Here is a 7,490-nt window from a genome sequence, read left to right on the forward strand (position 1 = left end):
CCACCACGGAGAATCCGGGCCAGGCGGCGGGGATGCAGGGCTTCACCGACAACGATGCGCCGCGGCGCTCCACGCCCAGGATCGACTCGAGGCCGGCGCGATACATCCAGCTCGCCGAGCCGGTGTACCAGGTCCATCCGCCGCGGCCGACGTGCGAGGGATGAGTGTAGACGTCGGCCGCGATCACGTACGGCTCGACCTTGTAGCGCGCGACGTCACCCTCCGTCCGCGCGTGGTTGACGGGGTTCAGCAGATGGAACAGCTCGACGGCTTCGTCGCCGCTGCCCATGGCGGCCACGGCCATCACGACCCAGACGGCGGCGTGCGTGTACTGGCCGCCGTTCTCGCGCACGCCGGGGATGTAGCCCTTGATGTAGCCGGGATCCAACCGCGAGGCGTCGAAGGGGGGCGTCAGGAGCATGATGACGCTGGCGTCGCGCCGGATCAGGTGGCTCCGCACGGAATCCATCGCGCGCTCGGCGCGCCCGGGAGGGGCCACTCCCGAAAGCTGGGCCCACGACTGGCTGATGGAATCGATCCGGCACTCGTCGTTCTGGGCCGAGCCGAGCGGCGTGCCGTCGTCGAAGTAGGCGCGCCGGTACCACTCGCCGTCCCACGCCTGTTCCATCATGGTCGCGATCCGGCCGGCCTCGCTGCGGTAGTGGGTCGCGCGCTCCCCGTCGCCCCGCGTCTCCGCGAGGTCGGCGAACTCCCTGAGGATCATCGCCTCGAACCAGCCCAGCCAGACGCTCTCCCCGTGCCCCAGCCGACCGACCCGGTTCATGCCGTCGTTCCAGTCGCCGTCGCCCATCAGCGGCAGTCCGTGCGGGCCGGCGGTCAGGCTGCACTCGATGGCGCGGACGCAGTGCTCGTACAGCGTTCCCTCCTGGGCTGACGTCTGCGGCAGGCCATACGCTTCGTGCTCTTCCGGAGCGAGCGGCGGCGCTTCCAGGAACCGGATCCGCTCGTCCAGCACGCTCGAGTCGCCCACCGACTTCAGATAGCGCGCCACCGCGAAGGGCAGCCACAGCCGGTCGTCGGAGCAGCGCGTCCGGACGCCCACACCCGAGTGCGGGTGCCACCAGTGCTGGACGTCTCCCTCCACGAACTGCCGCCCGGCCGCGCGGATCAGGTGCTCGCGGAAGAGGGCGGGATCGGCGAACGTCAGCGCCATGACGTCCTGGAGCTGGTCCCGGAAGCCGTAGGCGCCGCCGGGCTGATAGAACGCGGTCCGCGCCCAGATGCGGCTGGAGACCGACTGGTAGAGCAGCCAGCGGTTCATTACCAGGTCGAAGGAATCGTCCGGGGTGTGGACCTGCACGGCCCCGAGCATCGCGTCCCAGAACTCCTCCACCTCGCGGAGGGCATCGAGCGCGGCCGGCACCGATCCGAACCGGCGCGCCATCGCGAGCGCCTGCTCCCGGTCCGTCCCCTCGCCCAGCAAGAGGACGACCTGCCGCGTCTCCTCCGGCGCCAGCTCCAGGGACACCTGGAGCGCCGCGCACGGGTCGAGCCCCGCGCCGAAGGAGCCGGACAGCTCCTCGCGACCGAGCGCGGCGGGACGCGCGACGGTGCCGTTTCGGCCAAGGAACTCGGCGCGATTTCCGGTCGCCGAACGAACCCCGCCGCCGGCGTGCGCGAAGGCGACGCGACCGCGGAAGTTCTGGTTGTAGGGGTTCTCGGCCAGCACCGTGCCGGTCTCCGGATCGAACTCGGTGCGGACGTACGCCTGCTCCCCTTCGCGCGGCGGACCCAGGCGCCACTCCTGGTAGCCGAACAAGCTGACGCGACGCGGGCGCTTGGTCTGGTTCGCCAGCGTGAGCAGCGCGAAGCGGACCGGCTCGGAGCGATGGACGAACACGGCCAGCTCGTGGCGGATGCCGCGCTCGCGATGGACGTAGCGCGTCACGCCGACGCCGTGCCGCACCAGCCACCGGCCCGCGTCGTCGCGGCGGCGCATCGGGCCGGGCGTGGCGCCCCAGCAGGCCCCGCTCTCGTCGTCGCGCAGGTAGATCGCCTCGCCGGTCGCTTCGGTCGCGGGGTCGTTGGCGAACGGCGTGAGCCGGTTCTCGCGGCTGTTCTCCGACCAGGTGTAGGAGAGCCCGGCCGCGGTCACGACGGAGCCGAATCGCGGATTGGCGAGCACGTTCGCCCAGGGAAGGGGCGTCTCGTCGGCGCCGTTCAGCACGACGGCGTATTCCTGGCCGTCGAGGGTGAACCCGCCGCGTCCGTTCCAGAGCAGGAGCTCGGGGACTTCGATCTCCTCCGAGGGCTCCTCGGCGCGGGCGGCCGCGCCCGCGCCCTCACCCTCGCCCACCGCGAGCGCCGGCGGCCACAGCGGATCGGGGTAGGCGCGGTCCAACTGATCCTCGAGACTTCCCGCGTCGCCGCGGAGCACCGCCCTTGCGACGGCGGCGAGCAGGGTGCGGTCGGCCTCGCCCATCCCGTCTCCGGTGAGGAGGAATGCCCCGCCGGGCCTGTCCTTCCACGCGGCCCAGGGCCCGCTGTCGAGCAGCCCGTTCAGCTGCTCGTGGATCTCGTTTCGATAGCTGACCGGATGGTCGTTCAGGATCAGGAGGTCGGCGACCAGTCCCTTGAGGCGCCAGTAGTCCTGCGCGCGGAGCACCTGGCTCACGAGCCCGATGTCGTCGGGCTCGAGCACGCGGACCAGCAGGATCGGATTGTCCCCCGAGATGCCATGCCCCCACAGCCCGGGCTGCCCCAGGACGTTCCGCGACAGGATGTCCGGGGGCGGCCCGAGCGAGCGGTCGGCGCCGAAGACGCGCGAGGCGAGCCGCTCGTAGAGCTGCGCCTCTTCGACGCGGATTCCAAGGTGCCGGAGCGAGATGGAGAGCTGGGTGGCCGCGAGCGCGAACGTGCGCGCCGCCGAGGTCGGGTCCGCGTACTTCATGCAGAGCGCGACGGCGGCGTCGCGATCGGAGGTGACGCCGGTCGCGAAGGAGAGCCGCGCGAAGCCTCCGGGGGCGAGCCGGATGCGCTGACGGAGGCTCAGGATCGGATCGAGCGTCGCGCCCACGGTGCCGGAAAGGGCCCGGCCGTCCAGCGCGATCGGATCGTCGGTGCCGCGGCCGCGGCCCAGGAAGCGCACGCGGTCGGTCTCCCATTCCACCGCGCTCTGCATCCGGCCCTCCATGCTCAGGACATGGACGGCCCACGCGCGCGGCTCGTCCACCGAGCGGGGGCGCCGGGAGCAGAGGAGCGAGGCCGTCTCCGGACGGCACTCCGTTTCCAGGAAGAGCTTCCCGAACACGGGGTGCGCCAGGTCGTCGGTCTGCGGCGCGAGCACCACCTCGGCGTAGCTCGTGACCTCGATCTCGCGGAGGTAGGGGCTCCGGTTCGTCAGCGAAAGCCGCCGGACCTCGACGTCGTCCTCGGCCGAGACCGCGATCTCCAGCTTGGAGTGGATCGATTCCAGGCGCTGCTCGATGACGACCCGGTCCGGGAGGAACGTGACCCGGTATTCGTCCGGCTCGCGGCGGATCGGTTGGTACGCCGCCGACCACACCGACCCGCTCCGCACGTCGCGGAGGTAGAGACACTGGCTGGCCGGATCCAGCGTCGGATCCTCGCGGCGGCGGGTGACCGTGAGGCCCTTGCAGGTGCTGCCCCCGCCGCCCGAGTTGGTCACGTTGGCGACGTAGCGGCCGTTCGAGAGGAACGCCGTGTGCGGATACCGGGTGTCCGGCGTCCGGAAGCGGCGCGGCAGCATCGGGAGCACCGGCGCCGCGAGGTGCGTCATCTCGACCGGCCGGGGTCGTGTCACGGGGACGAAGCGCGGGACCCTTTCTTGAAGCAGGAGCTCGGTCGCCTGGACGCGCGCCTCGCTGTGGAAGCGCCCCACCATCGGATCGTGGAGCACCGCGTTCGAGAGCGCGACCAGCGACATCCCCTGGTGGTGGGCGAAGTACGCCCGGACCACCGCCGGCCTCAGATGGCCGTCGCTCCGGGAGACCGGCTCGCTCGCCCCCTCCTCCGCCTCGCGCGGCGTGTAGTCGAGAGCTTCGTAGTAGCCGAAGGCTCCCTCGGCGCCCTCCCGCGCGAGGCGCCGGAGATTGGACGCGGCCTCGACGGGGTCGACCATGGCGGCGAGCGCGGTGGCGTAGGGCGCGATCACCAGCTCCTCCGCAAGCCCGCGCTTCAGTCCCAGCTCGGGCACGCCGAACGCCTTGTACTGATAGTTCCCGTGCCGGTCCACCTGGTTGAAGGCCGACTCGGAAATGCCCCACGGCACGCCGCGCATCCGGCCGTACTGGATCTGCGCGCGCACCGCCGAGTCGGACGAGCGCTGCAGCAGCGTGTCCGGATAGTTCCGCATCAGAAGGAGGGGCATCAGGTACTCGAACATCGAGCCGCTCCAGGAGACCAGCGTCGGCACGCCGGCGATGCCGACCAGCGCGCGCCCCAGCTGGAACCAGTGCTCCGGGGGCACGTCCCCCTTCGCGATCGCCACGAAGCTCGCGAGCCGCGCCTCGGAGGCGAGGAGGTCGTAGTAGGAGACGTCGAGGCGGCCCGGCCCCTCCATGTCGGCGAGCCGGTAGCCGATCGAGAAGATGCGGCGGTCCTTGTCGTAGAGGAAGCGGAAGTCCATCCCGTCGGCCAGCGTCTCGGCGCGGGCCGCGAGCGCGCTGCGCCGCTCTTCCCACGACTCGGGCCAGTCCCCCGCCTTCGGATGGCGCAGCAGCCGGACGAGCGTCTCTCCCCAGAAGGCGGCCTCTTCCGCCTCGGGGCCTTCGATGCGATCGAGATCGGCGACGTCGAGCGCCTCCGCCAGCGCGCGCCCCGCGCCGTCCAGGCGCGGCGAGTCGGGGCGGGCCGCGAAGCGGCGCACCTCGTAGGCTTCGACTTCCCGGAGCGCGGGCCGGAGCCGCTCGCGGATCGACTCGGCCGACGCCGCGGGGAGGATGCGATCCAGGCTCTGGCGGAGGAGTGCCAGCGTGTCGGCGACGGCGGCCGCGTGCCGGAACCCTTCGGCCGGGGCCGGCTCCAGCCGGCGCAAGCCCGCCGCGAGCGCCATGAGCGAGCCGGCGAGATTCGCGCTGTCCACGGTGGACACGTAGCGGGGCTGAAGCGGTGCCAGGCTCTCGGTGTCGTACCAGTTCAGGAGATGCCCCTCGTGCTTCTCCAGCCCGTCCAGCGTGTTCAGGATCCGCTCGACGCGGTCCAGCACGTCGGGCGCGCCGATGAATCCGAGGTCGCGGGCGGCGAGCGTGGCGAGGAGCTCCATGCCGATGTTGGTCGGCGACGTGCGGTGGGCGACCTTCCGGCCCGGGTTCTCCTGGACGTTGTCGGGAGGGAGCCAGTGGTCCTGCTCGCCCGCGAACGTCTCGAAGTAGCGCCAGGTGTTCCGCGCGATGCGGCGCAGCTCGATCCGGTCGTGCGGCTCGAGGGCGACCACGCGGGCCCGCGCGGGCAGGCTCAGCCAGTAGGCGATGAGCGGCGAGATCATCCAGAGAACGAGCAGCGGCAGCGCCGCTCCGAGCGCTTCGGCGCGAAACGCGAAGGTCGCGACCAGGATCACGAAGGCCACGGTGGGGCCCGCCCACATGCCGTTGGCGAACGCGACCAGCTGGTCCTTCCCCGAGAGGCCGGCGGAGCGCGCGGCGGCAGTGGCCGCCGTCTCCCACTCCAGCATCTTCCGCCGCGTGAAGAAGAGCCGCACGAGGGTGACCGCGATGGCGTGCAGCATCTCGTACGACTGGTAGGCGAGCAGCGTGAGGTCCAGGAACACCTGGGCGCCGGCGGTCTGGAACTCCTCCCCCAAGTCGCGAAGGAAGACCGGGACCGGCTGCTGGGGCTCCGGGCCCTTCACCATGCGCACGATCTTGGAGTAGAGCGGGAAGCCCATCCCCAGGATCACGGCGACCGTCCACGCCCAGGGAGGCCCGGGCAGCCAGGTCCACGCCGACGCCAGGAGCGCGAGCGTCGCGGGTCCGAGGACGCTGCGGCGCAGGTTGTCGAAGATCTTCCAGCGCGCGATCAGCGGCAGGCGGTTCCGCTCGAGGCCGCCGCGCGTGGGCACCCAGGGGAAGAGCCACGCGAGGATCTGCCAGTCGCCGCGCACCCAGCGGCGCTGGCGTCCCGCGTGCGCCAGGACGCTCGAGGGGAAGTCGTCCACCACCTCGATGTCCGACACCAGACCGGTCCGCGCGTGGATCCCCTCGAACAGGTCGTGCGAGAGGAGCGCGTTTTCGGGGACGCGCCCCTCCAGCGCGGCCATGAAGGCGTCCACGTCGTAGAGACCCTTCCCCGTGAAGATCCCCTCGCTGAAGAGGTCCTGGTAGGTGTCGGAGACGGCGGTCGTGTAGATGTCGACGCCCGTGTGCCCGGCGTAGACGCGCGCGAAGAGCGACCCGGCGGCGCTCGCCATGGTGACGCTGACGCGAGGCTGGAGGATCCCGTAGCCGCGGGTCACGCGCCGGAGGACCGGATCGAAGCGGGGGCGGTTCAAGGGGTGCTGGATGATCCCGACCAGCTTGCGGGCGGTCTCGCGCGGCAGCCGGGTGTCGGCGTCGAGCGTGATCACGTAGCGGACCCCGGTGAGGATGGAGGGATCGCCGGCCACCGCCCGGAACGACGAGGGGCCGCCGCGCAGAAGCGCGTTGAACTCCTCGATCTTCCCGCGCTTCCGCTCCCAGCCCATCCAGACGCCCTCGCGCTCGTTCCAGCGCCGCGGCCGGTGGAAGAGATAGAACCGGTCCTTGGCCCCGTTTCCGTGCCGCGCATTCAGCGCCTCGATGCCGGAGGTGACGGCGGCGAGGACCGCCGCGTCCTCGGGGCGCTCCGCCTCGGTCGCGTCCCGGAAATCGGTGAGGAGCGCGAAGTGGATGTGGCGGTCCTCGTTCCCCAGGGCCTGGACCTCGAGGTGCTCGACGTGCGCGCGCGCGGCCGCGACGCTGCCGAGGAGAACCGGCACGACGACGATCGTGCGCGCCTCTTCCGGCACGCCGTGCTGCAGATCGATGCGGGGGAGCCGGCGCGGCTGCGCGATCCGGTGCACGATCCGCTGCATGAAGAGCACCGCGACGTGGCTCGCCGGAATGAGGGTCAAGAGACCGATCCACGGGAGGAGCGCACCCGGCGCTCCCCAGGCGCGCGACCACGAGACGGCGAGACCGACGCCCAGCGCGGTGACGAGGACGATGGAGCCGAGGTAGAAGAGGGTGCACTCGGCAAAGAGGAGACGGCGGAGCCGCTGTTTCAGCTTCGGGGTGTACGCGACGTCGACCTCGAAGTCGCGCCGGCCGGCGCCGACCAGGTGGTAGCCGACGTGCGTCGCGGGCTCCCCTTCCCCGCGCTCCCCCGCCTGGCGCGCGCTCTCCACGGCGCGGAGCGCCACGCGCACCTGCGCCTCCCCGCTGGGCTCGGACAGCTCCTCCACGGACTGGCGGTAGCGGTCCCGGCTGGGGAAATCCATCCGGCCGTAGACCCCCGCCGGATCGCGCCGGAGGATCTGCTCCATGAGGCTCACC

The 7,490-nt window shown here is 71.7% G+C and carries 1 protein-coding gene; it reads right to left on the reverse strand.

What is annotated here, in order from left to right:
• On the reverse strand, positions 1 to 7,480 hold a 7,480-nt coding region (locus VE326_03270; protein HYJ32218.1), incomplete at its 3' end, for a glucoamylase family protein.
• Positions 7,481 to 7,490: the final 10 nt, after the last annotated feature.

The sequence above is a fragment of the Candidatus Binatia bacterium genome (assembly GCA_035631035.1).
In the GTDB taxonomy this organism is placed as follows: domain Bacteria; phylum Eisenbacteria; class RBG-16-71-46; order SZUA-252; family SZUA-252; genus DASQJL01.